Source organism: Cognatishimia sp. F0-27, assembly GCF_020667845.1.
Lineage (GTDB): Bacteria > Pseudomonadota > Alphaproteobacteria > Rhodobacterales > Rhodobacteraceae > JAFMPQ01.
Window position 1 is genome coordinate 13,092 of the sequence record NZ_JAFMPQ010000004.1, and the last position, 22,901, is coordinate 35,992.

At 64.9% G+C, this 22,901-nt stretch carries 19 protein-coding genes; 11 read left to right on the forward strand and 8 right to left on the reverse strand.

Annotated elements, in window-relative coordinates; translation table 11 throughout:
- Positions 1–644 precede the first annotated feature (644 nt).
- The 3 genes from J1C49_RS03505 (at position 645) to J1C49_RS03515 (ending at position 3,674) form a co-directional block, all read left to right on the forward strand.
- Positions 645–1,331 (forward strand): acyl-homoserine-lactone synthase, encoded by a 687-nt coding sequence (locus J1C49_RS03505; RefSeq protein WP_227444418.1) that lies wholly within the window; start codon positions 645–647, stop codon positions 1,329–1,331.
- 79 nt (positions 1,332–1,410) lie between these two features.
- A complete protein-coding gene (locus J1C49_RS03510; protein ID WP_227444419.1) occupies positions 1,411–2,949 on the forward strand; it encodes an ATP-dependent RecD-like DNA helicase in 1,539 nt (512 codons plus the stop codon).
- Positions 2,946–3,674, forward strand: a complete 729-nt coding sequence (locus tag J1C49_RS03515; protein WP_227444420.1) for an SDR family oxidoreductase — start codon at positions 2,946–2,948, stop codon at positions 3,672–3,674. The genes J1C49_RS03510 and J1C49_RS03515 overlap by 4 nt, the downstream gene beginning before the upstream one ends.
- Before the next feature lie 241 nt (positions 3,675–3,915).
- Here the strand turns inward: J1C49_RS03515 and J1C49_RS03520 are convergent, their stop codons facing one another.
- Positions 3,916–4,935, reverse strand: a complete 1,020-nt coding sequence (locus J1C49_RS03520; RefSeq protein ID WP_227444421.1) for an NADP-dependent oxidoreductase — start codon at positions 4,933–4,935, stop codon at positions 3,916–3,918.
- Positions 4,936–5,073: 138 nt separating this feature from the next.
- Here J1C49_RS03520 and J1C49_RS03525 point away from each other — a divergent pair, with 138 nt between their 5' ends.
- From J1C49_RS03525 to J1C49_RS03540, 4 genes are all read left to right on the forward strand, one after another.
- A complete protein-coding gene (locus tag J1C49_RS03525) occupies positions 5,074–6,708 on the forward strand; it encodes a long-chain fatty acid--CoA ligase (protein WP_227444422.1) in 1,635 nt (544 codons plus the stop codon).
- On the forward strand, positions 6,698–7,153 hold the full coding sequence (locus J1C49_RS03530; RefSeq protein ID WP_227444423.1) for a MaoC family dehydratase: 456 nt from the start codon (positions 6,698–6,700) through the stop codon (positions 7,151–7,153). The genes J1C49_RS03525 and J1C49_RS03530 overlap by 11 nt, the downstream gene beginning before the upstream one ends.
- Before the next feature lie 62 nt (positions 7,154–7,215).
- Positions 7,216–8,451, forward strand: coding sequence for an acyl-CoA dehydrogenase family protein (locus tag J1C49_RS03535; RefSeq protein WP_227444424.1), 1,236 nt, complete (start codon positions 7,216–7,218; stop codon positions 8,449–8,451).
- A 262-nt stretch (positions 8,452–8,713) separates the two neighbouring features.
- Positions 8,714–9,115 (forward strand): PaaI family thioesterase, encoded by a 402-nt coding sequence (locus tag J1C49_RS03540; protein WP_227444425.1) that lies wholly within the window; start codon positions 8,714–8,716, stop codon positions 9,113–9,115.
- 190 nt (positions 9,116–9,305) lie between these two features.
- On the opposite strand, the gene rpe is transcribed toward J1C49_RS03540, so the two are convergent.
- The 7 genes from rpe to J1C49_RS03575 form a co-directional block, all read right to left on the reverse strand.
- Positions 9,306–9,977, reverse strand: coding sequence for a ribulose-phosphate 3-epimerase (rpe, locus tag J1C49_RS03545; RefSeq protein WP_227444426.1), 672 nt, complete (start codon positions 9,975–9,977; stop codon positions 9,306–9,308).
- A gap of 131 nt (positions 9,978–10,108) precedes the next feature.
- Positions 10,109–11,044, reverse strand: coding sequence for a glyoxylate/hydroxypyruvate reductase A (locus tag J1C49_RS03550; RefSeq protein WP_227444427.1), 936 nt, complete (start codon positions 11,042–11,044; stop codon positions 10,109–10,111).
- A 240-nt stretch (positions 11,045–11,284) separates the two neighbouring features.
- On the reverse strand, positions 11,285–12,424 hold the full coding sequence (gene rodA, locus J1C49_RS03555) for a rod shape-determining protein RodA (protein ID WP_227444428.1): 1,140 nt from the start codon (positions 12,422–12,424) through the stop codon (positions 11,285–11,287).
- Complete coding sequence (gene mrdA, locus J1C49_RS03560) at positions 12,421–14,340, reverse strand: penicillin-binding protein 2 (RefSeq protein WP_227444429.1); 1,920 nt, start codon at positions 14,338–14,340, stop codon at positions 12,421–12,423. Before mrdA ends, rodA begins: the two co-directional genes overlap by 4 nt.
- Before the next feature lie 105 nt (positions 14,341–14,445).
- Positions 14,446–14,985, reverse strand: coding sequence for a rod shape-determining protein MreD (locus tag J1C49_RS03565; protein WP_227444430.1), 540 nt, complete (start codon positions 14,983–14,985; stop codon positions 14,446–14,448).
- The gene (gene mreC, locus J1C49_RS03570) at positions 14,978–15,895 is read right to left on the reverse strand and encodes a rod shape-determining protein MreC (RefSeq protein ID WP_227444431.1); all 918 of its coding nucleotides are present in this window, start codon (positions 15,893–15,895) and stop codon (positions 14,978–14,980) included. Before mreC ends, J1C49_RS03565 begins: the two co-directional genes overlap by 8 nt.
- 130 nt (positions 15,896–16,025) lie before the next feature.
- On the reverse strand, positions 16,026–17,072 hold the full coding sequence (locus J1C49_RS03575; protein WP_227444553.1) for a rod shape-determining protein: 1,047 nt from the start codon (positions 17,070–17,072) through the stop codon (positions 16,026–16,028).
- 260 nt (positions 17,073–17,332) lie between these two features.
- Between J1C49_RS03575 and J1C49_RS03580 the strand changes: the two genes are divergently transcribed.
- The 4 genes from J1C49_RS03580 (at position 17,333) to J1C49_RS03595 (ending at position 22,851) form a co-directional block, all read left to right on the forward strand.
- Complete coding sequence (locus J1C49_RS03580) at positions 17,333–18,292, forward strand: hypothetical protein (RefSeq protein ID WP_227444432.1); 960 nt, start codon at positions 17,333–17,335, stop codon at positions 18,290–18,292.
- 4 nt (positions 18,293–18,296) lie between these two features.
- Positions 18,297–19,271, forward strand: a complete 975-nt coding sequence (locus J1C49_RS03585; protein ID WP_227444433.1) for a hypothetical protein — start codon at positions 18,297–18,299, stop codon at positions 19,269–19,271.
- Positions 19,272–19,425: 154 nt separating this feature from the next.
- Positions 19,426–21,933 carry an FAD-dependent oxidoreductase gene (locus J1C49_RS03590; protein ID WP_227444434.1) on the forward strand — a complete coding sequence of 836 codons (2,508 nt, stop codon included), beginning with the start codon at positions 19,426–19,428 and terminating at the stop codon, positions 21,931–21,933.
- A 72-nt stretch (positions 21,934–22,005) separates the two neighbouring features.
- On the forward strand, positions 22,006–22,851 hold the full coding sequence (locus J1C49_RS03595; RefSeq protein ID WP_227444435.1) for a hypothetical protein: 846 nt from the start codon (positions 22,006–22,008) through the stop codon (positions 22,849–22,851).
- The last annotated feature ends 50 nt before the right edge of the window (positions 22,852–22,901 follow it).

The window sequence follows — 22,901 nt, forward strand, 5'->3', positions numbered from 1 at the left end:
ACCATGGGGCCGAACACCAAGCGTCCGGCCATCAAGCGCATGGCCAAAGGACCCTCACCGGACGGCGCTTGCGCATAAGATGCCGGACCGGGCCACGGGGTAAGATTTCGACGGTATCTGTCGCGCACAGACGATCCGTCCGCCCTGAACCGCGCAGCCACGCCGGCTGGGAGGTGTCGCAAGGACAGGGACATGCGCCTCACCCGAAGCCAAGGTTCCCGAGGGCCGGGCCACACCCGGCGGTCCTGCGGGCGCATGGCGCACCCAGAGCCGCAAGACAGTCTGGCTCGGAACAGGGTGGTCCCGGCCGATCTGCGGATCTGCCCCGACGGGCGTGCGGTCGCGCTTTGGCGCGCAACATCTGGGCTCGGCCGTCCCGGCCGCTGCTCAAACCGGCCGCCCACATCGCGCGGCCAGCCCAATTCGGCCCGCGCCCCAGCGCAATGGCCACAGAAGTCGTCCATCACTCCCGAGCCCACGCGGGACGGGGGCCAACCTGACGCGGTAATGGAATGGTTAATGCGTCGCGCGACCCTGTGGAAAAGCGTTAATCGCTCTCTTTGCAGTCTCTCCCCATCAGCTTTGGCCAATCTGGCCCGAACCCCACCGGCCTGACCCCGACCGGTATGACACGGAGAGACATGATGATCCGCTATATCTACGGCAACGACCTGCACCAGTTCCCGCTTCTGGCAACCACCATGTTCCGCGACCGCGCGGACCAGTTTCACACGCGGCTTGGGTGGGAGGTCAGCGTCGATGCCCATGGCGAAGAGCGCGACGCATACGATGATCTGAACCCGCTCTACGTGATCTGGGAAAACGAGGACGGCACCCATGGCGGCTCCATGCGCCTGCTGCCGACCACCGGACAGACCATGGTCAACGACCACTTCATTCACCTCACCGATGGCGTGCGCATCGAAAGTCCCTTCATCTGGGAATGCACCCGGTTCTGTCTTGCGCGCGGCGCGACCCCCGGCGTGGCGGCGGCACTCATGCTGGCCGGTGGCGAGGTCATGCGCGGCTTCAATGTCGAGCATTATGTCGGCGTGTTCGACGCGCGCATGGTCCGGATCTATCGCCGCATCGGCGCGTCCCCGGAAGTGCTCGGACAGGAAGGCGAAGGCCGCGCGATGATTGCCGTGGGTCTTTGGGAATTCACCGAAGAGGCCCAGGCGCTGGTCGCCAAATCCGCCGGCGTCAGCCCTGATCTCTCCCGCCGCTGGTTCGAGCGCGCCTTCAACGCCACCACGCCGCCGGAAGCGCCCTCCCACCCCGCGGCCCCCGCGCCCGGGGCGCCTGCCGCCTATGTCATCGCGGCCGAATAAGGCGGAGCCCGCAAGACACCGAACAGCCGGCGCGCGCTTTGTCATGGCACAGCCCGCGCGACCGGCATAAAGTGCCGGCATGTCCTTGCCCGCGCTCACCCTTTCCGAAGATCAGGCCACCGCTTTCGACCAGGTTTCGGAAGTGCTTCAGGGCGCCGGGATCGACCTCGACAACGGGTTGACCCGCCCGCCCAAGGAGGCGCCCGGCACGGTCATGGCGCTGATGGGCAAGGCCGGATCGGGCAAGACGCTCCTGCTTGCGGAACTGGTCAAGGCGCTCGAAAGCGCGGGGGTCGATATTGTCTCGGGCGACTATGAAGGCCGCCGCCGCAAGGACCGGCGCACCCTTGCCGTGCTCGCCCCCACCAACAAGGCCGCCTTCGTGCTGCGCATGCGCGGCGTGCCGGCGACGACGATCCACCGCATCCTCTACACGCCGGTTTACGACCCCGAATACGAGCGTATCGCCGAATGGCTGACCGGGCAGGGCGAACAGCCCGAGGTCGAAGGCCTGACCGAAGAGGCGCTCGCCCGGGCCAAGGCCAGCTACGAGAGCCACAAATCCGTGCCCGCCGCGCTCGCCGCCGCCGGTCTGCGCGGGTCGGATTTCATCACCGGCTGGAAACGCCGCGAAGAGCCGCTCGATATCGGGCTGATCGACGAAGCTTCCATGCTCGACGACCGCCAGTTCGACGACCTGAAGGAAATCTTCCCGAGCCTGTTTCTCTTTGGTGATCCGGCCCAGCTTGCGCCTGTGAACCAATCCGGCGAGATGGTCTTCGACAAGCTCAAACCGTCGCAGAAACTCGAACTGAGCCGCATCCACAGGCAGGCCGCCGACAACCCGATCCTCGACCTCGCCCATGCGCTGGCCGACCCGGCGCTGGGATTCGAGGATTTCGAGCGCATGATCGAGGACCGCGCCCGCAGCGACGACCGCGTCGTCTGGGCGCAGCGGGTGGAGGTCGATCTCATGGCTCGGTCGCCGGTGCTGGTGTGGCGCAATGCCACGCGCATCCGGCTGATCGATGCGTTCCGGGCGGTGCATGACGCGCCGGACACGGAGCTCCTGCCGGGTGAGCCGCTGATTTGTGACGGGATCGAGTTGCCGCTCAAGCATCGCAAGAAGCGGCTCGATCTGGAAGCCCGCGGCCTGATCAAGGGCGCGCAGGTGGTCTATCTCGGCCCGGGTCGCAAGCCCGGTTTTTCGCGCCTTCACGTGATCGGCGCCGAGGAGCCGCAGGTCTCGGCCGCGTCCATCGTCAAGATCGAGAAGCCGGACGAGGAAGAGCCGTTCATTCCTTTTGCCGCCCGCATGGGCGCGACCTTCCTGCATGGTGCGGCGGTCACGATTCACAAGGCGCAGGGCAGCCAATGGGATGCGGTTCAGGTGTTTGCGCCCGACCTCTATGCCGCCGCCCGTATGGGGCGCAGCGAAGCCGGGCAGCCCTTGTGGAAACGGCTCGCCTATGTGGCGATCACCCGCGCGCAATCGCGGTTGCTCTGGGTGGTGCGCAACCGGCTGGCACGGCCCACCGGACCGCTTGTGACCGATGATCTCGGCGGCAAACCGGCGCCGTTGAGCCTTGAGATGACACCACCGCAGGAGGCCGAATGAAAACCGTTCTGATCACCGGCGCAAGCAGCGGCATTGGCCGCGCCGTCGCCGAAAACCTTCTTGATGCGGGCTGGAGGGTTGGCCTTGTGGCGCGGCGGCGCGAGGCGCTCGAAGCGGTCGCGCAAGGGCGCGCAAACGCCCTTGTCCTGCCATGCGATGTGACGGACGCGGCGGCGGTGGAGGACAGCTTCACGCGCTTTGTCGCGCAGGCGGGCCGGCTGGACGTGCTGTTCAACAATGCCGGCACCTTCGGTCCGCAAGCGCCGATCGACGAGATCGCCGTGGCCGACTGGCACGCGGTGTTGAACGTGAACCTGACGGGCATGTTCCTGTGTGCCCGTGCGGCATTTGCCCGGATGCGGGCGCAATCGCCGCAAGGCGGGCGCATCATCAACAACGGGTCGATCTCTGCTGATCGCCCGCGCTCGGGCTCGGTCTGCTATACCACGACAAAACATGCGGTCACCGGCCTGACGAAATCGCTCAGCCTTGACGGGCGGCCATACGATATTGCCTGCGGTCAGATCGATATCGGCAATGCGCGCACGGATCTGCTTGATGGGTTGGTGAAACGGGCAGAAGCGGCAGGCGACGCGCCGCCGCCGACCATGGACGTGGCCGATGCCGCGCGCACCGTCCGGCTCATGGCCGAGATGCCGCCGGAGGCCAATGTGCAATTTGTCACCGTCATGGCCACCAAGATGCCCTATATCGGCCGGGGCTGATCGAGAGCGGGTTTCCCGGCGGGGGAGGCCTGGCCAAGCGGGGCAGCGCCGACCGGGGCGTATCTCGGGCGGCGAGGGCGGCAAAGGGGGCCAGCCCCCTTTGATCCCCCGGGATATTTGCGGCCCAAAGAAAAACACGCGCGCCGACAAGAGCGTGCGGCCCCTGCGATGGGGTGCGGGGGCTTGGGGGCCGGTTGGATCTGCGCGGCGTGCGGCGGTTGGCGGGTGGCGGCAGCTCGGGTCAGAGCGCGACGATCTGCTTGCCGGTATTGGCGCCCTTGAGCATGCCGATGAAGGCCTCGGGCATGGCATCCAGCCCGTGGGCGATGTCTTCGAGATAGGCAATCTCTCCGGCGGCGACCTTTGGGCCGATGGTTTCGGTGAATTCGCGAAAGCGGTGCCAGTGATCAAAGACGATCATGCCGTTGATCGACAGACGTTTGACCAGCACCGCGCGCCAGAGGCCGGGCAACTTGTCGGGTCCGGACAGATCCACGCCGCCATACCACGCGATCGTGCCGCAGACCACGATCCGGCCATGGGTGTTCATCAGCGGCAGCGTGGCCTCCAGAACCGTGCCGCCGACATTCTCCCAGTAGATGTCGATCCCATCGGGCGCGGCATCCGCCAGCGCCGCGCGCAAACCGCGGGCATCGTCGAAGCTGCGATGATCGAGCGCCGCGTCAAAGCCGAAGGTTTCCGTAAGCAGCCGGGTCTTTTCCGCGCCGCCCGCGATGCCGATGCTGCGCAGACCGGCCGCGCGGGCCAGTTGCCCGACCATGGAGCCGACCGGACCGGTGGCCGCGGCCACCGCCAGCGTTTCGCCGGCCTGCATCGCGGCGAATTCCTGCAAGCCGACCCAGGCGGTGAAGCCGGGCATGCCGAGCACGCCAAGCGCCGTGGACGGGGGCAGCCGGTCGTCGAGCGCGCGCGCCTCCTTGCCGGGCAGCCGGGCATGGCTCGCCCACCCGGTCATCCCGGTCACGAGATCGCCCTCTGAAAACCCTTCTGCACGCGAGGCGATCACCCGTCCGACGCCCTGGCCGGTCATGATGCCACCGATCTCCACCGACGGCGCGTAGCTTTTCACGTCATCCATGCGGCCGCGCATATAGGGGTCCAGCGACAGGTGGCTGCAGGCCACGACGATCTCGCCCTCCTCCGGCACGGGCACGGCGGCTTCGACAAAAGCGAAATCCTCGGAGACCGGATCCCCGTTGGGGCGGCGTGCGAGCGTGATGGCGCGCATCTGGTCGGGCATTGTGCGTGTCCTTTTGCTTCGGGCGCGGGGTGCCCCGCGGATTGCGACCGGCATATGCCCCTTTTGCCGACAAATCGGTTGCATCGCGGGCCAACAGGCGGTCACTCTGTCGCAAGACTGATGGCAAGGGAGGGCCAGATGCAAGGCATGATGATGACGATGCCGATGCGGATCATCGAGATCCTGCAGTATGGCGCGGAATTGCACCCGGGGGCAGAGATCGTCTCGGTGCGCACGGAGGGCGATATCCATCGCGAGACCTATGCGGAAGCCTATGCGCGCGCCGGGCAGCTTGCGCACGGGCTCGCCGGTCTGGGCATTGCGCCCGGTGACCGGGTCGCGACCCTGGCGTGGAATGGCTATCGCCATTTCGAGCTCTATTACGCGATCTCCGGCATGGGGGCGGTGTGTCATACGATCAACCCGCGCCTCTCTGCCGAACAGATGCTCTATATCATCACCCATGCCGAGGATCGTGTGCTCTGCCTCGATCTGACCTTTGTGCCGCTGATCGAGGCGCTGGCGGATCAGCTGCCCGCGGATCTCAAATTCGTGCTGATGACGGATCGCGCCCACATGCCCGACAGCGCCGTCGACTTCCTGTGCTACGAAGAGCTGCTGGACGGCCAGCCCGCCGCCTATGACTGGCCGATGCTAGACGAGACCGCCGCCGCCGGCCTGTGCTACACCTCCGGCACAACCGGGAACCCCAAGGGCGCGCTCTTCTCCCAGCGCTCCACGGTGCTGCATGCGCTGTGGCTGTCCATCGCGATCCCCAAGAGCCTGAACGCGCAGGCCCGCATCCTGCCCGTGGTGCCGATGTTCCACGTCAATTCCTGGGGTCTGCCCTACGCGGCACCGCTTGTGGGCGCGTCGCTCATCATGCCGGGGAGCAAGCTTGACGGAGCCTCGCTGTTCGACCTGATGGAGACCGAAGGCGTCACTGCAAGCTGGGGCGTGCCCACGGTCTGGCTTGGTCTGCGCGCCGAGATGGAAGCCCGCAACGCGGCCCCGTCAAAGCTCAAGCAGGTGGTCATCGGTGGCTCTGCTGCCCCGCGCGCGATGATCGAGTTCTTCGAACGGCAGGATATCGACGTGTGTCACGCCTGGGGCATGACGGAAATGTCGCCCGTCGGCACCCATGGACAGCTTCCGCCCACGATGGAAGGGCTCGATTTCGACACCCGCATGGCGCTCAAATCCAAGCAGGGCCGCCGGATGTTCGGTGTCGAGCTCAAGATCACCGATGAGGACGGCGCCCGCTTGCCCCATGACGGCAAGGCCGTCGGCAATCTCTATGTGCGCGGCAACGGCATCGTGTCGGGCTATTTCAACAATCCCGAAGCGACGGCCGCCGCGCTCGATGCCGAAGGCTGGTTCGGCACCGGCGATGTGGCCAGCATCGATGCCGATGGCTTTCTCTATATTCAGGACCGCGCCAAGGACCTGATCAAGTCGGGCGGCGAATGGATCAGCTCGATCGATCTCGAAAACATCGCCATGGCGCATCCTTGCGTGTCCAATTGCGCCGTGATCTCGATCCCGCACCCGAAATGGGACGAACGCCCGCTGCTCGTTGTCGTACCGAAATCCGAAAGCGAAAAACCGGCGCTCGAAGAGATCCACGCCATGATGCTCGATCATGTGGCCAAGTGGCAGCTTCCCGATGCGATGGAATTTGTCGACGCGCTGCCGCTCACCGCAACGGGCAAGGTTTCCAAGCTGACCTTGCGGCAACGCTTCGACGGCTACCAGATGCCCGATGTCGGCTGACGCGATGGCCGTGCGCTTTTCCGACTGGATCACGCTGGATGCCGCGCGCGTGCGCGCGTTTGCAGAGGTGACCGATGACTGGCAGGCGATCCATCTCGATGAGGCCTTTGCCGCCGAAACGCCGTTCGGCGGGACCGTGGCGCATGGCTTTCTGACGCTCTCGATGCTCTCTGCCATGTCTTATCAGGTCACCGCGGAGGATGCGCCCTCGGGCATGAGCGTGAATTACGGCTTTGACCGGATCCGGTTCGTCACGCCGGTGCGCGTCGGAAGCCGCATTCGCGGGCGCTTCGAGCTTGAGGATGAAACCCGCGGCGCAACGTTCACGGATCGGCACTGGGATGTGTCGGTCGAAATCGACGGGGCGGCGCGCCCGGCGCTTGTCGCGCATTGGATCACACGCATCTATGACGAGGACGCGTCCGACGCGGCGCGGGCGGGGTAGGACAGGGCCGTGCCATGACGGGCACGACGCGGCACCCCGCTGCATAACATGAAGGAGATCCCATGGATCTGGGGATGACGGAGCGGGTGCGCCCGCTCGTGGAACAGGTGCGGCGCATGATCGAGGAAGAGATCGCGCCGCTCGATGCGGAGTTTCACGCCGAGGTGGGAAAACACCCCTCCGGTGACCGCTTCAAACATACCGACCGGCAACTTGAGATCCTCGACGGGCTCAAGGCCAAGGCCCGCGAGCGCGGGCTGTGGAATTTCTGGCTCACCGACAGCGACAAGGGCTTCGGGCTCAGCACCGTGGAATACGCCTATCTCGCCGAGGAGATGGGCAAGGTCGGCATCGCCGCCGAAGTGTTCAACTGCAACGCGCCGGACACCGGCAACATGGAGGTGCTCGAACGCTACGGTGACGACTGGATGAAGGAGCGCTGGCTCAAGCCGCTTCTGGCTGGAGAGATCCGCTCCGCCTATGTGATGACCGAACCGGACGTGGCCTCCTCGGACGCGGCGCAACTGCGCTTCGAGGCGCGGCGCGATGGCGAGGATTACGTGCTCAACGGCGAGAAATGGTGGATCTCCGGCGCGGGCGATCCGCGCTGCGGGCTCTACATCCTGATGGCGATGACCGATCCGGATGCCGCCAAACACGCGCGCCACACGATGTTTGTGATGGATCCGGATCTCGACGGGATCGAGATCCTGCGCCCGATGCAGGTCTTCGGTGCCGATGACGCGCCGCATGGCCATATGCATATCCGCTTCACCGATGTGCGCGTGCCCGCAAAGAACATCGTGCTGGGTGCCGCGCGCGGCTTCGAGGTTGCGCAGGGCCGTCTCGGGCCGGGCCGCATCCACCATTGCATGCGGGCCATCGGGCAGGCGGAAAAAGCGCTCTCCATGATGTGCCGCCGCGGTCTGGAGCGCGAAGCGTTCGGCAAGCCGATCGCGGAGCTTGGCGCGAATTACGACATCATCGCCAATGCGCGGATGGAGATCGAGATGGCGCGGCTTTTGTGCCTCAAGGCGGCTTGGATGATGGACACCGCCGGCGTGCGCGCCGCCCAGCCGTGGATTTCCAAGATCAAGGTGATCGCGCCGCTGATGGCGGGCAAGGTGATCGACGAATCGATGCAGATGCACGGGGCAGGGGGCATTTCGCAGGACCACGACCTCGCGCATATGTGGACCCATGTGCGCACCTTGCGGTTTGCCGATGGGCCGGACGCTGTGCACCGCCGTCAGGTCGCGCGGGCGGAGCTGCGCAAATACACCAACGCCAAACCCTGACGGGCGCGCGCCGGACACCGGGGGTGCAGTCCCGGCGTCCGACCCGACACGACACCGGCCCCGGTCGCGCGCACCCCGTCCAGAGCGCTCCGCGCGGTCTGGATGGCCGGGCCGCACGTGCCAGCGGCGCAGGATGGCGTGAGGCAGCGACCGGGCGCGACGCAGATGGCATGCGCATGGAATGTGCATGCTTTGTGCATGGGTTGTGCATCGCCGAAAACGGCGTCATCAGAGACAACAGAGCAAAGCCTTGAGGAGCGCCATGGACGATCGTTTCCGCGAGAAGCAATACCCTTTCGCCGCCCATATCGGCATGGAGCTGACCGATTGGTCCGAGGGCTATGCCCGATGCGAAATGCCCTTGGCGGATTTCACCATGAACCGCCACGGAAACCCCCATGGCGGGGTACATGCCGCGTTGCTTGATACCGCGATGGGGTTCAGCGGCTGCTGGACCGGCGACCCGGAGCGCCGCCAGATGTGCCTGACACTGGCGCTCAACATACAATATCTGTCCCGACCGCAGGGCACACATCTCATCGCCGAAGGGCATAAGACCGGCGGCGGCAAATCCACGTTCTTTGCCGAAGCCACGCTCCGCGACGAAACCGGAGAGGTGATCGCCAAGGGGACCGGCACTTTCCGCTATCGCCGGGGCAGCTAAAGACACACGCCGCTGAAGACACAGGCCTGAGGGCGCAAAAAGCGCTGCAAGAACGGGACGTTCCGCGTGTCTTGCGACATGGTGATCAGGCGCAGAGCCTTGAGTCGGCGCGCCCGCTGCTGCCATGCCGCCAGCACCGCTCGACCGGTCCCTCGCGGGCCGGCTCGCAGCCTTTCCCGGTCGCGCGTGTTTACGACACCGCGTCGCGTATCGCCTTGATGTTGCGGCCATAAATCTCCGGCGCATCGACCGAGCCGCCCCGGAACACCGCCGATCCGGCGACCAGCACATCCGCGCCCGCCTCCACCACCAGCGGCGCGGTTTTCGGGTCCACACCACCGTCGATCTCGATATGGATATCGCGGTCTCCGATCATCGCGCGCAGCCGCCGGATCTTGGCGGTCATGTCGATGAAGCTCTGACCGCCAAAGCCGGGATTGACCGTCATCACGCAAACGAGGTCACACAGATCCAGCAGCTCCGACGCGGCCTCTGCCGGTGTGCCGGGGTTGAGCGCCAACCCGGCCTTCATACCCGCGCCGCGGATCGCCTGAAGCGTGCGGTGCGGGTGTGGCCCGGCCTCCAGATGCGCCGTCAGCACATCCGCGCCTGCCTCGGCATAGGCTTCGATATAGGGGTCCACTGGAGCGATCATCAGATGCACGTCCATGACCGTTTTCACGTGCGGGCGGAATGCCTTGACCGCTGGCGGACCGAAGGTGAGGTTCGGCACGAAATGCCCGTCCATCACGTCCACATGAACCCAGTCGGCGCCCTGATCTTCGATCGCGCGGATCTCGCGGCCGAAATCGGCAAAATCAGCGGACAGGATGGACGGGGCAATCTTGATGGGGCGGGACATGACGGAACCTCGGGGCTGAGCAGTGTTGCGCCCCCTTACCGCAGTTCGAACCGGAACTGAATTCCGAAAACGGTTGATCCGGCGCCGTTCTCGAGGCGATCAGGACGCGGCTCACGTCTTTTGAGTGACGCTCAATACCCCGCTGCGCGATCAACCAGATGCACGAAGGGTTTGCCTTTTTCGCCCCGCAGGATGTTTTCAACAATCACCGCGCTGGCCGAGCTAACGCGGGTTTCCGACGCGATATGCGGCGTCACGGTCACGCGCGGGTGGCCCCAGAAGGGGTCGCTTGCGGGCAAGGGCTCGGTGCGGAACACGTCGAGCGTGGCATGGGCGACCTGCCCGCTGTCAAGCGCGGCGAGCAGGGCGGCATCGTCGATCAGCGGTCCACGCCCGGGATTGATCACGAAAGCGCCAGGGGCAAGCCGGGCAAGCGTCGTGGCGTTCAGGATGTTCTGGGTCGCGGGCGTGTCGGGCAGCAAAAGCACAACGATCTGCGCGTCGTCCAGCGCCTTCGTGAGCCCATCTTCGCCCGCAGAACAATCGACGCCGGCCATCGTCTTGAGCGTCCGGCTCCAGCCGCGGACGGGAAACCCAAGATGCCGAAGCGCCCGCGCACAGGCCATGCCCAGCGTGCCCAGACCAAGGATGCAGACCGGGCGCTCCGCGCTCAGAGGGGGCACACCGGCCCGCCATTCACCGTCCTGCCCGAGGATATGCGCGTCCATTCCGAGATGGTGGCGCAACACGTGCCCGGTGACCCATTCGACCATGCCTTGGGTCAACCCTTCCTTGTCCACCATCCGCGCCAGCGGCACCTTGAGCGTCGGGTTGCCCACAACGTCTTCGACCCCGGCCCAAAGGTTCAGCACCGCCTTCAGGCGCCTGAACGGGGTAAAATCCTGCACGTCGGAATTGGGCGCATAGACAATGTAATCCACCTCTTGCGGCGGCAATTCCGTGGCCAGAACGTAGTCGATCCCGCTTTTGTCCAACAACCCGCGCAGGGTCGCCTCATATTGGACCCAGCGTATTTGCGCGGCGGAGAAAAGGATGTTCACGGACATGGCAGGCTCCCGAATAAGACGTCGTCCCTGACTAGACCGTCTTTGCGCCCAAGGGAATGCCTCAACCACACGCTTGGGTTGTGTGTTTTGGTCACCCCGGCGCGCGAAACGGCATCGCACAGCAAGGCCCCTGAGCCAAAACAAGACCGTCCGACACTGCGATGACCGCGGAGCGTGGGGGGAAGACCCGGTCATGCCACGGGCTCCGGAACAGGCCGCCCGGAGATCGCGTCACCGGCGCTATCGCGGCCTGTGGATATGGGCGCTCTGGACCAGTCCGAAGGCCACCATGAGCACCAGCATCGCAGAGCCGCCATAGCTCACCAGCGGCAGCGGCACACCCACAACGGGGGCCAGCCCCATGACCATCGACATGTTCACCGCAAAGAACAGGAAGAACGTCAGCCCCACCCCGAGGATGAGCAGGGACGAGAAGCGATCGCGGTTTTGCAGCGCCGCCACGACACAGAAGGCAAGCACCAGCACATAGAGCGTCAGAAGGGATATCCCGCCGATGAAACCAAACTCTTCGGCCAGGGTGTTGAACACGAAATCCGTGTGCTTTTCCGGCAGGAAGTTGAGCCGCGACTGCGTGCCTTGCATGAATCCGCGCCCTGTCCAGCCGCCCGACCCCATGGCGATCTTGGCCTGCGTGATGTGATAGCCGGCCCCCAGCGGATCGGTGGATGGATCGAGGAACGTGTCGATCCGCCGGAACTGGTAATCCTTGAGCAATTGCCAATCGGTGCCACGGGACTGGAAAACCGCCCAGATGCCACCGGCAGCCGCCGCCGCCACGGTGGCGAAATACCCCCAGTGCACACCGGCCACAAACATCATCAAGGCCCCCGCCGTCAGCAGCAGGATGGCCGTGCCAAGGTCAGGTTGGGTGATGACGAGCGCGGTCGGCGCGAGGATGATGGCAATCGGTATGAAAACCCAGACCGGCCGCGAGGTCTTTTTCAGCGGCAGCCAGTCGTAATAGGCCGCCAAAAGCATGACCAGCGTGATTTTCATCACTTCGGAGGGTTGCAAACGCATGAAACCGAGGTCGATCCAACGCTGTGCGCCCATGCCGACGCTGCCCACGAACTCCACCAGGATCAGAAGCCCGAATGCGGCGAGATAGGCCAGAAGCGCCATGTTGCGCCAGAACCAGATCGGCACCATCGCAACGATGAACATCAGCACAAGCCCCAGCGCAAAGCGCTTCATCTGGGGCTCGGCCCATGGGCTCATCGACCCGCCTGCCACCGAATAGAGCATCAGGAAACCGACACAGGCCACTGCTGTCAAAAGCACGACGAGCGGCCAGTTCAGATACAGCACCTTGCGCCATCCCGCAGGGACCGTCTTGACGTTATATTCAAGATAACTCACGCGCGGGTCCGCCCATCCGCATCGGTCGAGCGGCGTTCGCGGGCCAGCCGTTCCTGTTGTGCCTTGATGCGTTCGCGATCCTTGCGGGGATAGGCATCAAGCGGCGGGTCCTCACCGTAAAGCGCCTGAAGCGTGACGTCGCGGGCGATCGGCGCCGCGGCCAGCGAGCCGCCACCGCCGTGCTCGACGACAACGGAAACGGCGATGCTGGGGGCGTCATGCGGCGCGTAATTGACAAAGAGCGCGTGGTCCCGCTCTTCCCACGGCACGTCCTGGTTGCGCACGACCCGGTTGAGCACCTGCGCCGTGCCGGTCTTGCCGGCCATGCGCTTTCCCTCCGCAATAATGCGCGACCCATAGGCCGTCCCGCGCCGGGCGTTGGAGACTGAATACATCGCGTTGCGGACCCAGCGCAGGTGATTTTCGTTGAGCCCGAGCGGCTCTCCGGCGGTGAAGGGCTGCTCCACGCCGTTGATCGACTTGACCAGCCGGGGCCGGATCGCCCGGCCGGTCGCCAGCCGCGCGGTCATCACCGCCAGTTGCAGCGGAGAGGTCAGCACGAAGCCCTGACCGATCGAGGAGTTCACGGTATCCCCGATCACCCAACCTGCGCCGCGCTCGCGCAGTTTCCATGCCTTGTCCGGCACGAGCCCCGCGGTCACAGCCGACATCTCGATGTCAAAGGCCTCACCGAGGCCGAGCCTGCGGCTCATGGCGGCGATATTCTCGATCCCAACCTTGAGCGCGAGGTCATAGTAATAGACGTCACAGGACTGTGCGAGGGATTGCTCGAGGTTCATGTAGCCATGCCCCACGCGTTTCCAGCAATGGAACCGCCGCGAGCCAACCTCCATGTGCCCCGGGCACCAGACCGTCTCGTCCGGGCCGATGATCCCCGCCTCAAGACCGGCCAGCGCGGTCACCATCTTGAACGTGGATCCGGGTGGGTAGGCGTCCTGCACGGTTTTTGACGCAAGCGGGCGGTGATCGTTGTCGCGCAATTCGCCGTAGTCGGCCACGGAGATCCCGCGCACGAACTTGTTGGCGTCATAGGAGGGCGCGGAAGCGATCGCCAGCAGGTCGCCCTTTTCGAGATCCATCACCACGACGGACGCGCTTTCTTCGCCAAGCCGCGCCTGAATGTAGTCCTGAAGCGCGCTGTCGACCGTAAGCTGCACGTCTCCGCCCGCCGTGCCTTCCTGCCGGTCAAGTTCGCGCATGACGCGACCAACGGCATTCACCTCGACGCGCTTGGCCCCGGCATCGCCGCGCAGCACGTGTTCGAGTTTTGCCTCGACCCCGACCTTGCCGATCTGGAAGCGCGGGATACGCAACACCGGCGGAGGATCCTCGTACCGCTCCAGATCGCGTTCGGACACCGGGCCGACATAGCCGGCCGCATGTGCGAAAAGATCCTTCATCGGGTAGTATCGCGACAGTCCCACCTCCGTTGTGATACCGGGCAGGGCAGGGGCGTTGACGGCGACGCGGCTGATGTCTTCCCAGCTCACACGGTCGGCCACGGTGACCGGAAAGAACGGCGCGGTGCGTTTCATCTCGGCCAGCGCGCGGTTCAGATCCGCCTCGTCAAGCTCGATCAACTGGCTCAGCCGGGCGATGACCGCATCCACATCGCCGGCATCTTCACGCACCAGCACCACGCGATAGGTCTGTTCGTTCTCCGCGATGACCCGCCCCTCGCGGTCGAACAACCGGCCCCGTGCCGGCGGGATCAAGCGGATGTTGATCCGGTTTTCTTCGGCCAGAAGGCGGAATTCGTCGGCTTGCTCCACCTGCATGTAGCGCATCCGCGCGGCCAGAACCCCGGCAAACCCAAGCTGAAGACCGCCAAGGATCATGCCGCGGCGGCTGACGCGGCGGGCGCTCTCTGTGGTTTCTCTTGGTGTTCTCTTCATCGGCGGTCCCTGTGCGGGTCTGGTGCGGTGTGGCGTCTCTTGCGGCGTGCCGCTTGTCGGGGCGGGAGGCGGCGCATGTCCTTGGTCGCCCCTCGGGTCCGGAGTTTACAGGCTTCTGCCGACGGGGTCGAACTCTCCGGGGGCCGTGTGGCGGATCCCAAGCAAAATATGGCCGATCCCGACGACAATCGGATAGATCGCAAGCGTCATGACAAACTGGCTCAGCACCATAAACAGTGTTCCATGGGGCACGATCAAGAGCCACTGGATCACACGGTAGAGAGCGGTGAGCGTCAAAAGCACCACCGCGACCGCAAGCCATTCGGCCGCAAAGGTGTTTTCGCGCAGCCGCCCGGATTGACGTTTGAGCCACTCCGCCCCGATCAAAACCAGCGCCGCCCAAAGCCCCGGTGGCCGCATGAACAGAAAATCAGCCAGGAGCATCACGCCGGCGATCAGGATCGGCGGCACGTAATCCGGCCGCCGCAGCACCCAGGCAAAGGTCACGGCCACAAGAACATCCGGCCCCGCGATGCGCGCCGGGGTCAGGCTCAGCGGCAGCAAGTAGAGAAAGAACACGGCAAAGGCCACGGCGACATAGGTCAGCCGCATGCCCCATACCCGCGCAGCGCTCCGCTCAGCCATCGCCCTGTGGCCCGCTCTCACCCGGCAGGACCGGGCCTTCGTCATCGGGAAGCTGCTCGGGAAGGATCAACCCGGAGGGTGTCGCCACGCGCCGCGCGCCGTGATCGCGCAGCACGCGCAGGAATTCGAGCCGCTCGTAATCCGCCGCAAGCCGCGCACGCAGACGCCCGCCGGGATCTTCGGCCACCTGCCCGATCAACAGACCGGGTGGAAACACATCGCCATCGCCGGTGGTCATGATCCGGTCGCCGGGCCGCACCTGTTCGGGGTCTTCGATGAAATCGATATGCGGTGCTGCGGTGTTGTCGCCAACCACAAGCGCGCGCTGCCCGGAAGGCTGGATCACAACCGGGATCCGGCTCGTGGTGTCGGTCAGCAGAATCACCCGGCTGGTATTGGCGCCGACACCGGAAATGCGGCCCACGAGGCCGATCCCGTCCATGGTCGCCCAGCCATCGACAATGCCGTCACGGCTGCCGACATTGATCAGCACCGATTGGCGAAAGGGTGAGCCCGAATCGGCCAACACAACCCCGGTGATATAGGTCAGGCGCGGGTCGATCTGCACGTTGTTGAGGTCGCGCAGGCGGGCGTTCTCCTGTTCGAGCTGGAGCGCGGCTTCTTTCCAGGCGGTCATCTGGCGCAGTTCGCGGCGCAGCTCCTGATTCTGCTCGTAGATGCGCTGATAGCTTTGGAAATCGCGGAAGATGCCGACCGCGCCGGTGACGGGTGCCATGGCCCAGTCCATGTTGGGCACGACGCGGTCGACGACCTGCGCGCGGAACCGTTCGACGCGCGGATTGTCGATCCGCCAGAGCAGGAACAGGCCAAGCAGGCACAACACCAGGATCGCCAGAAGCAACCGCTTCAGCGGGGTAGTGAAGTCGTCGCTATTGCTCCTGTCGGCCATGGCAGCAGCCTCTTGCGCAGATCCGGTCCGATGCGTGGCACGCCACGCGTTCAATCAGGGCTCCGCGCGCGCTCCCCAACGCGCCGGTGCCCCTGTAGTCCCGGTTTAGCACGGTTTTGTGCAGGTTGCGTCAGCTGTCGTAATCAATCGCGTGACGCAGCTGTTTTTCGTATTCCAGCGCCTTGCCGGTGCCGAGTGCGACACAGTTCAGGCTTTCGTCGGCAATCGACACGGCAAGCCCGGTCTGCTCGCGCAGCGCCAGGTCGAGATCGCCCAGAAGCGCGCCGCCCCCGGTGAGCATCACGCCGCGGTCGACAATGTCGGCAGCGAGGTCGGGCGGGGTCGATTCGAGCGCCGTCATCACCGCCTCACAGATGGTCTGCACCGGCTCTGCAAGCGCTTCGGCGACCTGCGCCTGGCTGATCTCGGTTTCCTTGGGCACACCGTTCAAAAGGTCACGGCCCCGGATTTGCATCGAGGAGCCGCGCCCGTCATCGGGCATCCGCGCGGTGCCGATGGAGGTCTTGACCCGCTCGGCGGTGGATTCGCCAACCAGAAGGTTTTGCTGACGGCGCAGGTAGTTGATGATCGCCTCGTCCATCCGGTCGCCCCCGACGCGGACCGAGCGCGCATAGACGATATCGCCCAGCGACAGAACCGCCACCTCGGTGGTGCCGCCGCCGATATCCACGACCATGTTGCCCGTCGGGTCGGTGATCGGCATGCCCGCCCCGATGGCCGCGGCGATCGGCTCGGAAATCAGACCCGCCTTGCGGGCGCCCGCCGACAGCACGGATTGGCGAATGGCACGCTTTTCCACAGGCGTCGCGCCATGCGGGACGCAGACGATGATCTTCGGCTTTGAAAAGGTCGAGCGCTTGTGAACCTTGCGTATGAATTCCTTGATCATCGCCTCGGCGGTGTCGAAATCGGCGATGACCCCTTCACGCATGGGCCGGATCGCCTCGATGGAACCGGGCGTGCGCCCGAGCATCAGCTTGGCATCCTCCCCGACCGCAAGGATTTTTTTCACGCCGTCCTTGACGTGGTAGGCCACCACGGACGGTTCGGACAGCACGACACCCTTGCCTTTCACATAGACCAGCGTGTTTGCGGTCCCCAGATCGATGGCCATGTCCGAAGAGAACATGCCCATGAGTTTTTCCATTCCGAACATTGTCGTACTGCCCACTTATAAAGCCCGCGACTCTCCCAATCGGAGGCAGGCAGCTGACTTATAGAACCACCACCCTGCAGGTTAAAGGCCCGCTTCCGTGACGGACGGCAAAAGACCGCTTGGCCGGCGAGGACGCCGCTCTTGGCACCAAATGCCTGATCGCGCGCGGTTTTCGGCAGGAAATCTCCCTTTGGTTGCCGTTTTCATGCCGCTTTCGCGCGGTCTTCTGACGCAGAGGTTATTTCAGGAGCGGCGGACCCATGGCACGGATTCTTCTTTCTGCGGTGTCGATCGTGATTTTGGGCATCATCAGCCTGGGTGCGCAGGATTACATCTCGCAGGCCGTGCGGGCCGGACTGGCACCCGGCGAATTCGGATTGGCCGGGTGGACCAAGAGTTTTGTGGAACGCGGTCGCGCTGCGGCGCGCCGCGCCGAACAGGAGCTGCGTCGCGATGGCGATATGCGCGACTATCTCCCGGAGGCGCCAAGCGGATGGGTGCGGGTCGACTGGGCGCCGGAATACCGCGCCGCCCTGCGGCCCGAACCCCGTCATAGAACGCCCGATGAAGACCGCATCCTTGAAGAGATCAACCAGGTTCCGGTCATCCAGGCGGTGCGCGCGGTATCTGGCGCCAAACATGCCCTGCTGGGCGCGGACACCAAGACGGACCGCTGGGTCTATACGCGCGGTGACAGCGTGATCATTGCCGAGTTGCGATTCCTGCGGGACAAGCCTGCCTCCGGGATAGGCGGGCTGGCGGCGCAGATCGGCAGCTTCGATTCGCCGCGAATCACGCGCCAGTCGCGAATCTTCGAGGTCAACGGCGGCCACGCCTTCCGGTTGATACGCGGCACGGGCAAGCCGGGCGTTTTGCGGATGCGGGCGGTGATTGGCGACGAGATCCGGTTGACGCTGACCGGCAACGCCACCCGACCGGATTTCAAACGTCTGATTGCCTCTGTCGACATGCAGGCGCTGGCCGCGCTGACGTCGAACCCTGCGGCCAGCAGCGGTGGCGACCGTGAACAGCTTGCCGAAATGCGCCGCCGCGAACAGCAGCTGCGCCGCGAGCAAAACCAGCAACGGCGCAAGGAGATCGAAGAGCGCGAAAGCATCGAGCGCCGTCTCCAGTCGATGGCGCAGCGCGCCCGTGGCAGCGGAAAGAGCGAAGTCTGCCTGAGCCATCGCGGCAAGGAATATTGCGCATGGGTGTATTGATCTTGTGAACGGAGCAGAAGACGCAGACGCCCGCCGCGCGCAAGCGCCGACAACGCCGCCCCGACCCGCCTCTCAAGCCCATCCAATCGAGGCGCCCGACATCCACACGCGTCTGTCACCCGCCCTACAGCGTTTCGACGCCTGGGTTGAACGGCGCCTGACTGCCTTTTCCTTCAGCCGTCTGGCCAGTCGAAGCCTGTGGCGCCACGCTCCGGCGATCGTGGTGGCGCTTGGCATCGGTTTCAGCGTCCGGATGGATAATGCGCGTCTCGATCAGGCCGATCCCGACGCCTACGGTCCGTCCGATCACGTGATCACGGAGATCCACACCTTGGCGGAGCTTGTCGGCATCCGCTTGCCCGCGCGTCAGACACCCGAGCCTTTGCCACCGCGGAATTATCGCATCGACAGGCTCACGCTGCGTGAGAAGGCGCAGTTGTCGGAGCGTTTGGATTCGGCACTGCGCGAGGGCGACGGATGGCGGCTTTACCGCAGCCGCCGATCCGACTCCGTTGCCTTGCGGCCCGACATGGCCGAGTGTCTGCGGATGGCCTACTACGACTGTTATCTTCAGGCCAAACCCAATCTGGGCTGGGTCTATGTGCGCGCAGGGCACCGGATTGGCGTGCATGTGCATTATGAGCGCAAGATCGGCGAGCGGGATGACTGGATCCAAAGCCCGCGCAACCGGTGGTCGGTGATCGCGCCGCGATATTCCGAGCCCGCCTATCCCAAGTCCAACTGGCGCAAGATCGGGCGCTGGCACGGGTTCGATGTGCAGGGCATTCCCGTTGACAACGGCGCATCCTATTTCCTTCGGCTGACCGCCGCGCGGGACGGCGCCGTCACGCTCTCGGTGCTGACCGACGCGCCCCTGCACGATGTGCGTGCGTGGCTGTCGACGCTGGATCTGGCGTTTCTCAAGGCGATGATTGCGCGGCCTGCACGCTGGCGGCGTCCCGCTGCGTCCGGCGGTTGAGGCGGAGGCGGCTTTCGGATGACCCCGTTGGTCGCGATTCGAAAGGGGGCAGGGCGCTCTGTCGTTTTCCGCCCCTGACGCGTCGGACAGGCTCTGCGCCCCGCAGCGGTCCGCGCTATGCAGGGCAAAAGCAATGCCCGGCGGAGGACGCAAAATGAAATCGCATGTCAAAGCGCTCGTTGTGGGGGGCGGTGCCGTTGGCACCTCCATTGCCTACCACCTGGCCCGCGCAGGCTGGGACGACGTGATGCTGCTCGAACGCGATGAGCTGACGTCAGGGAGCACATGGCACGCGGCCGGGCTGCTGCCTTACTTCAACATGTCCTACGCGACGACCTGGATCCACGACTACTCGATCAAGTTCTACAAGACGCTTGAGGAAGAGACCGGGCTGAATGCCGGTTTTTCCGTGGTCGGCAACCTGCGTATGGCTCAGACCGATGAGCGGATGGACGAATACCGGCTCTATGCCGCAACCGCCGAAACGGTTGGCGTGCCCTATGAATGGCTCTCGCCGGCGCAGATCAAGGAGCGCTACCCGCTGGTGCACACCGACGATCTGAAGGGCGCAATTTATCATCCCACGGATGGCTACATCAATCCGGCCGACGTGACGATGGCGATGGCCAAGGGTGCGCGCCAGCGCGGCGTGGTGATCGAACGCAAATGGCAGGTCGATGGCTATCGCTGGACCGGCGATCATTGGGATGTGACCGTCACCAAGATGGTGGAAAAAGGGGGCAACCTCGTGCCCTCCGAGGAACAGGCGGTGATCCATGCGGAGCATGTGGTCACCGCCACCGGCAACCACGCGCAACGCACCGCGCGACTGCTCGGGATCAAGATCCCTGCGATCCCGGTCGAGCATCAGTTCATCGTGACCGAGCCCGACCCGGCGCTTGTGGAATGGCGCAAGACCAATGGCGAACATCCGGTTCTGCGCGACGCGGATGCCAAGTGGTACGTGCGCGAAGAGCGCGGCGGCTGGATCCTTGGCCCTTATGAGCGCAACGCGCCTGCGCGCTTCGCCTATGGTGTGCCCGACAGCTTCCGCGCGGACCTCTTCCCACTCGATCTCGAACGGATCGAAGAGGAATACATTTCGATGATCCATCGCATCCCGTCTTCCGAGGAAGTCGGCCTCAAGGACGACTTTAACGGGCCGATCTGCTACACGCCGGATGGCAACCCGTTGATCGGCCCTGCGCCCGGGCTGCGCAACATGTGGCTTGCGGAGGGTTTTTCCTTCGGGATCACCGCGGCGGGGGGCGCCGGCTATTACCTCGCGCAGATGATGGTCGAGGGCGAGGCGGAGATCGACATGGCCTCGCTCGACCCCAAGCGTTACGGCTCGTGGATGACCACCGACTATGCCTGCGCCAAGAACGAGGAAGCCTACGAACACGTCTATATTCTGCACCACCCCGACGAGGAGCGCCCGGCGGCGCGCCCGCTGCGCACCGCACCCGCCTATGACCGGCAGAAGGCGCTGGGCGCCCAGTTCGGCCAGGTCAACGGCTGGGAACGGCCCAACTATTTCGGCCCGCTCGATGCGCCGTCCAATTTCGACCATGACGCGCGCAGCTTCCGGCGCGGCGGCTGGTGGCCCTACGCCAAGGCCGAGGCCGAGGCGATCCGCAGCGGGGTCGGTGTGATCGACGCCACCGCCTTTGCCAAACACGTGGTCAAGGGGCCGGGCGCGGAAGCGTTCCTCGATTGGTTCACCACCAACAAGCTGCCGCGTGTCGGGCGCATCAACCTGACCTATGCGCTGACGTCTCACGGCACCACGCGCACCGAATACACCATCATCCGCGAGGCGGAGGACCGGTTTGTTCTGATCTCTGCGGGCGCGTGGCATGCCTATGATCGCGACTATCTGCTGAAAGCCGTGGCCGACCGCGAGGCCGATTTCGGTCGCATCGAGGTCGAGGACTGGACCACCCGGATCGGTGTCTATGCCATCGCCGGGCCAAAATCGCGCGATGTGCTGCAAAAGCTGGTGCGCGACGCGGAGCCTCAGACGGTCCTGTCAAACAAGCGCTTCCCGTGGCTGTCCCTGCGTGAGATCGAGTTGGGCATGTGCCCGGTTCATGCGGTTCGCGTGGCGTATACCGGCGAGCTTGGCTGGGAGCTGCATCACCCGATCGAGATGGGCGCTTATCTGTGGGATCAGTTGATGGCAGCGGGGGCGGAATTCGGTCTCAAACCCGTGGGCGCGCGGGCACAGAACTGGCTTCGGATGGAAAAGAGCTACCGCGCCTTCGGCACCGAGCTGGGCCGCGACGCAACGCCTCTCGAAGCGGACCTGCCGCGGTTTGTGGATCTATCGAAGGACTTTCACGGCAAGGCCAGGCTCGAAGAGACCGGGATCCGCGCGCAATGTTGCACGCTGCTGATCGACGGGCCGGAGGATGCGGACCCCTGGGGTCGCGAAGCGCTCTACACGCTCGATGGCACGCGGGTCGGTCGCCTGACCTCGGGCGGCTATTCGGTGGCGTTCGGCAAGTCCATCGGGATGGGCTATGTCAGCCCCGATCTTGCGGTTGAGGGCACAAGACTGAAGGTGCGCATGATGGGCGAGCTGTGGGACGCGGTGGTGACCTGTGACAGCCCCTATGACCCGAAAAACGAGCGCATTCGCAAGGACATCGATGGTTGACGGGCTTGTCTGACCTTTCCTGCCCGCCTGTCATCTGAAACAGTTGGGCATCCGCAAGGGAAAGGCAGCGAGATGAAGACAGACTTGGGGTTTCGCGGCAGGATCCTGTTCCCGATTGCGGTCATCGCGCTGTTGGGCGCCATGTTTTACACCCATAACCCGATGGCGCGCGGTGCGCAGGCCTATGCCCGCGATGTCGCGGCCTCAAGCGCGGGCATTTACCTGACCCTGCGATCGCTCAACGCCTTCCTGTCCACCGCACAGGAGGTCGAGGTGGGCGGCTCACTCGTCGTGCAGGGCAGCGCCCAACCTTTCAAGGTTCTTGAGCCGGTCGACGATACGGTCGAGCGCATCGCCTCCGTGGTGTTTTACGTGATGGTTGTGACCGGCGTGCTCGCTGTCGCAATGGGGCCGGTCAGCGCGGTGGGGTTCGTGATGCTGCTTGCGGCCTGCGGGATCGGCGTCTGGCGTGGGGCGCGCGGCGGCACCGGCGCGGCGCTGGCGCGGAAACTTGGCACCTATGGCGCGTTTTTTGCCATCGCGGTGCCACTGGCTTTCATACTGTCCTCCGTGCTGGCCGACCGGATGACCGCGGGCGTCTGGCAGGATCATCACGCCGTGCTGACCGAGATCACCGCCGCGGTGAGCCCGGAGGCGGAAGTCGATACCGACGGCACAAGCCTCTGGTCGATGGTCAGCGGCTCCGGTGATACCATGGACCGCTATCGCACCATGGCCGCGAACACCTACAACCGTGCCGACGAGCTGGTGGCCAGCCTGATCGCCATTCTGGCGGTGTTTCTGTTCAAGGTGCTCGTGCTGCCGCTGCTTCTGCTCGGGGGCTGCCTCTCGGTGGCACGGGTTCTGTCCGGAGCGGCGGATGCGGCGGGGGCAGGGGGGGTCGACCGGCGCGGATAAGGCCCGCCGGTTTGCCCTTGCGACCCGCATGGGCTAGGTCGCACGTCACA

Excerpts from the sequence above, each read along its gene's own strand:
- J1C49_RS03580 (WP_227444432.1), top strand. The coding sequence starts at position 17,333 with ATGGCACGGATTCTTCTTTCTGCGGTGTCGATCGTGATTTTGGGCATC.
- J1C49_RS03590 (WP_227444434.1), top strand. The coding sequence starts at position 19,426 with ATGAAATCGCATGTCAAAGCGCTCGTTGTGGGGGGCGGTGCCGTTGGC.
- J1C49_RS03530 (WP_227444423.1), top strand. The coding sequence starts at position 6,698 with ATGTCGGCTGACGCGATGGCCGTGCGCTTTTCCGACTGGATCACGCTG.
- J1C49_RS03510 (WP_227444419.1), top strand. The coding sequence starts at position 1,411 with ATGTCCTTGCCCGCGCTCACCCTTTCCGAAGATCAGGCCACCGCTTTC.
- J1C49_RS03565 (WP_227444430.1), bottom strand. The coding sequence starts at position 14,985 with ATGGCTGAGCGGAGCGCTGCGCGGGTATGGGGCATGCGGCTGACCTAT.
- mrdA (WP_227444429.1), bottom strand. The coding sequence starts at position 14,340 with ATGAAGAGAACACCAAGAGAAACCACAGAGAGCGCCCGCCGCGTCAGC.
- J1C49_RS03535 (WP_227444424.1), top strand. The coding sequence starts at position 7,216 with ATGGATCTGGGGATGACGGAGCGGGTGCGCCCGCTCGTGGAACAGGTG.
- J1C49_RS03595 (WP_227444435.1), top strand. The coding sequence starts at position 22,006 with ATGAAGACAGACTTGGGGTTTCGCGGCAGGATCCTGTTCCCGATTGCG.
- rpe (WP_227444426.1), bottom strand. The coding sequence starts at position 9,977 with ATGTCCCGCCCCATCAAGATTGCCCCGTCCATCCTGTCCGCTGATTTT.
- J1C49_RS03525 (WP_227444422.1), top strand. The coding sequence starts at position 5,074 with ATGCAAGGCATGATGATGACGATGCCGATGCGGATCATCGAGATCCTG.
- J1C49_RS03515 (WP_227444420.1), top strand. The coding sequence starts at position 2,946 with ATGAAAACCGTTCTGATCACCGGCGCAAGCAGCGGCATTGGCCGCGCC.
- J1C49_RS03540 (WP_227444425.1), top strand. The coding sequence starts at position 8,714 with ATGGACGATCGTTTCCGCGAGAAGCAATACCCTTTCGCCGCCCATATC.
- J1C49_RS03550 (WP_227444427.1), bottom strand. The coding sequence starts at position 11,044 with ATGTCCGTGAACATCCTTTTCTCCGCCGCGCAAATACGCTGGGTCCAA.
- J1C49_RS03575 (WP_227444553.1), bottom strand. The coding sequence starts at position 17,072 with ATGTTCGGAATGGAAAAACTCATGGGCATGTTCTCTTCGGACATGGCC.
- J1C49_RS03505 (WP_227444418.1), top strand. The coding sequence starts at position 645 with ATGATCCGCTATATCTACGGCAACGACCTGCACCAGTTCCCGCTTCTG.
- mreC (WP_227444431.1), bottom strand. The coding sequence starts at position 15,895 with ATGGCCGACAGGAGCAATAGCGACGACTTCACTACCCCGCTGAAGCGG.
- J1C49_RS03520 (WP_227444421.1), bottom strand. The coding sequence starts at position 4,935 with ATGCCCGACCAGATGCGCGCCATCACGCTCGCACGCCGCCCCAACGGG.